Below are 2,405 nucleotides of genomic sequence, written 5' to 3'. Positions count from 1 at the left end.
CTAGGCACGGTGAACATCCTCTCAGCGGGGACCACAGTCCCCACAGATCAGTTGTCACCTATCGGTGCAGCAGCCCCAGCACCAGGTCCGGCGGGGCTTGATTGATGATCCGACGCCGGCAGATACCGCAGAACTGTCGTCAAGTGCTGGGTCGTCGGCAACCAGAGTGGCGTCAAGCGGTGTTCGACAGCCGAACAGCGCAACCGTGGCTCGACGGCGAGAGAGCGCTGGGCGTTGTATCGCGATTCGAGACACGATACAGTCTTCTGATGATCGTCAGTTTCCGGCACAAGGGCCTGGAGCAGCTGTACCGCGACGGGTCCAAGCGGGGTGTCCAGGCCGCTCACGTCCCGAAGTTGGTGCGCATCCTGTCAGCGCTGGACGTGGCCCAGGCGCCTGCGGACCTGGCGATCCCGTCGTTTCGGACGCACGTGCTGAAGGGCGACCTCGCGGGGCACTGGTCGATCTGGGTAAACGGCAACTGGCGAGTGACGTTCAGGTTCATCGAGAACGACGTCGAACTCGTCGACTATCAGGACTACCACTGAGAAGGAGGCAAGGATCGTGGCGATGAAGAACCCGGTGCACCCGGGCGAGATCCTGCGCGAAGACGTACTGGCCGACCTCGGCCTGGGCGTCGGTGAGGCCGCGTCGCGGCTCGGGATCTCGCGGGTAGCGCTGAGCAGGGTCCTGCACGGACACGCACGGATCAGCCCGAACTTGGCGGTGCGGTTGGAGGCGGCCGGTGTGGGTACCGCACGCGCGTGGTTGGCGATGCAGACGGCCCACGATCTGGCCCTTGAGCGGGCCTCCGGGTCGCCCAAGGTTCGCCCTCTCAGCGACGTCGCCTGACAACGACGGTCCTGCCGCTGGCCGCTTGGTCCGTCTCCGACGCTTGGCTGTCGCTCAGCGCCGATCGAGAACACATCCATGTGGCGTGCACGCGCGTCATTTCGTCAGTCCTGGGCCGGCACGACGACACACGGGTCGACCGGACCGCTCGCGACGCCAACATCGACCCAGACTCGGGTGCGACTTGTCTCGATCGTCCCATCGTCATGTTGCACGTCGGGCAGCGATATCAGTGACGCAGCTACGACGAGCACAGCGCCGTCCGGCACTGCACCCGGCGGCACGGTAACGCGGAATGAGCGGTCGCTGCCGGCCTGGACCCTGAATCCTCGACTCGGCTCGAGGAGGTTTGCGTACCGCCCAGGCGCGCATTGGCCACCGTCGGGAACAAACGAAACGTCCGCCGAGATGCCCTCGCCAGCCAGCGCACGCTCGAGTCCATCGGCGTCCTCGATTCGATTGACCTGCACATCGACCTGATCATTGCCACTGCGGCTCACCGCCCACGCGGGATCGGCCTGCAGCGTCGGGACGAGGACCACGGCGCCAGCAATCGCTGCCGCGGTCGCGGCCGCGATGGCCCAGTGGCCGCGGCGTCCAGCCCGATGCCCGGCGGGGACCACGGGCTGCTTTCGGTCTTGGTCGACCACAGTGCGCAGTTCGGCGAGGAGCCGACTTTCGAACGCGTCAAGCTGGCTCATTTCAGTCCTCCGTCGTCAGCAATGGTGGCCCGGCGCAAGCGCACCCGGGCGCGGTGAAGCCGCACCCTCGCGGCGCCGGGGGTGATGCCGAGCACCTCGGCGACCTGCGTCAATGGCAGCTCGTCGACGACGACGAGCTCAACGACCTCGCGTAGGGCCAGCGGAAGCGCCACCAACCCGTCGTGCAATGCCCGAGCCCGCGCCGCAGCATCGATCTGTTCCTGTAGCCGCTCGTATGCGTCGGCGTCGACGAGTGCGCGAGCGTCGACCCTACGGACAGCCACCAGCTCTCTTCCGACCGCGCGATGATGAGCCGCTACGACGTGCCGGGCGATCCCAAATAGCCACGCCACGGGCCTGCCCCGTTCGGGACGGTAGGTGGCGGCAGACTCGATTGCGTGGACAAACACGTCAGCCGTCAGGTCGGCAACCACGAACGGGTCACGGACCCGGCGCGAGATGAATCGTTCGACCTCACGCACGTGCGCGCGATAGACCGCTTCGAAGGCTCCGGGGTCGTGCCCGATCTCGGCGCAGAGGCTGGAGAGGTCGGGCACCGATTCAATGCTCATGTCTCCTCTTGCTCATGCACGACGGAAGCGTTACACGCCAAGCCGTCGGCACCAGCCTTCGACCAGCGAAAGGGAGTCAATTGCGGCCAGGGCCCACCCGCAGACGACTCTCCCGACACACATCGCTTGACTGTCGTGAAGGGGCGACTACACAAACGTCTACGTGCCTCAACGAGCGCTACCACCCGCTCGCGGACGTCTCCTGTCAACGCTGGGCGAAAACTGACCCCCTCGTGCTGTTTGAATTTTGACCCCCCTGGTGGTCTGACTACTTGGTCTT

The 2,405-nt window shown here is 65.8% G+C and carries 4 protein-coding genes; 2 read left to right on the top strand and 2 right to left on the bottom strand.

Annotation, left to right across the window (positions count from 1 at the left end; genetic code table 11):
• Nucleotides 1–269: 269 nt before the first annotated feature.
• Together EUA98_RS19455 and EUA98_RS19450 are read left to right on the top strand one after the other, a co-directional pair.
• Nucleotides 270–548, top strand: coding sequence for a type II toxin-antitoxin system RelE/ParE family toxin (locus tag EUA98_RS19455; RefSeq protein WP_130104331.1), 279 nt, complete (start codon nucleotides 270–272; stop codon nucleotides 546–548).
• Nucleotides 549–570: 22 nt separating this feature from the next.
• On the top strand, nucleotides 571–852 hold the full coding sequence (locus EUA98_RS19450; RefSeq protein WP_130104330.1) for a HigA family addiction module antitoxin: 282 nt from the start codon (nucleotides 571–573) through the stop codon (nucleotides 850–852).
• Nucleotides 853–956: 104 nt separating this feature from the next.
• On the opposite strand, the gene EUA98_RS19445 is transcribed toward EUA98_RS19450, so the two are convergent.
• Both EUA98_RS19445 and EUA98_RS19440 read right to left on the bottom strand, forming a co-directional pair.
• Nucleotides 957–1,553 carry a hypothetical protein gene (locus tag EUA98_RS19445; RefSeq protein WP_130104329.1) on the bottom strand — a complete coding sequence of 199 codons (597 nt, stop codon included), beginning with the start codon at nucleotides 1,551–1,553 and terminating at the stop codon, nucleotides 957–959.
• Entirely contained in the window at nucleotides 1,550–2,125 is a 576-nt protein-coding gene (locus EUA98_RS19440; RefSeq protein ID WP_130104328.1) for an RNA polymerase sigma factor, read from the bottom strand. The genes EUA98_RS19445 and EUA98_RS19440 overlap by 4 nt, the downstream gene beginning before the upstream one ends.
• Between the last annotated feature and the right edge of the window lie 280 nt (nucleotides 2,126–2,405).

It is taken from the genome of Pengzhenrongella frigida (assembly GCF_004168625.1).
GTDB classification, from domain to species: domain Bacteria; phylum Actinomycetota; class Actinomycetes; order Actinomycetales; family Cellulomonadaceae; genus Pengzhenrongella; species Pengzhenrongella frigida.
This window is presented reverse-complemented; position numbering and strand designations above follow the sequence as displayed.

What these genes read in the sequence shown, in the direction of transcription:
- EUA98_RS19455 (WP_130104331.1), top strand. Translation starts at nt 270, where the DNA reads ATGATCGTCAGTTTCCGGCACAAGGGCCTGGAGCAGCTGTACCGCGAC.
- EUA98_RS19450 (WP_130104330.1), top strand. Translation starts at nt 571, where the DNA reads ATGAAGAACCCGGTGCACCCGGGCGAGATCCTGCGCGAAGACGTACTG.
- EUA98_RS19445 (WP_130104329.1), bottom strand. Translation starts at nt 1,553, where the DNA reads ATGAGCCAGCTTGACGCGTTCGAAAGTCGGCTCCTCGCCGAACTGCGC.
- EUA98_RS19440 (WP_130104328.1), bottom strand. Translation starts at nt 2,125, where the DNA reads ATGAGCATTGAATCGGTGCCCGACCTCTCCAGCCTCTGCGCCGAGATC.